The sequence below is a fragment of the Salipaludibacillus sp. CF4.18 genome, from assembly GCF_051262595.1.
GTDB lineage: Bacteria > Bacillota > Bacilli > Bacillales > Salisediminibacteriaceae > Salipaludibacillus > Salipaludibacillus neizhouensis.
In genome coordinates, this window is the sequence record NZ_JBIMEV010000166.1 from 1 (window position 1) to 417 (window position 417).

Genomic DNA, 417 nt, shown 5'->3' on the forward strand with positions numbered 1-417 from the left:
AAGAACCAAGCCTTTAAAGCTCTGCATGAGTATTATACGACCCGTCCAGACAATCCGTTAAAAAAAATGCCGTCTTTAATTGCCATATGCAATAAACTAATACGAATCTTATTTACAGTAGGCACTAAACAGTGTGAGTTCAGTGAAGAAAAGATGCTTAGTGATATTCCACACTTTAATAACTTACAGGAAGCTGCATAACTCAAATACCATGTTTTATTAAACTCTATTAACCTAAGTGATTTTAAACAACTTACTTATTATCAAAAGACATTTGAAGCACGGAGAAGTCAGAACATAAACTAAAACTACGGGCAGAGACCCTGGCGGGGAGCATATCTGACCTCCACCCTCATGGCAAGGTTGAACGAAGGAATGTAGGAGCATTGACTCTGGGAGACATGGGAGGGTTAACCC

The 417-nt window shown here is 39.1% G+C and carries 1 pseudogene; it reads left to right on the top strand.

What is annotated here, in order from left to right:
• Positions 1–201: pseudogene (locus tag ACHABW_RS25995) on the top strand (IS110 family transposase); the annotation flags it as partial.
• Positions 202–417 lie beyond the last annotated feature (216 nt).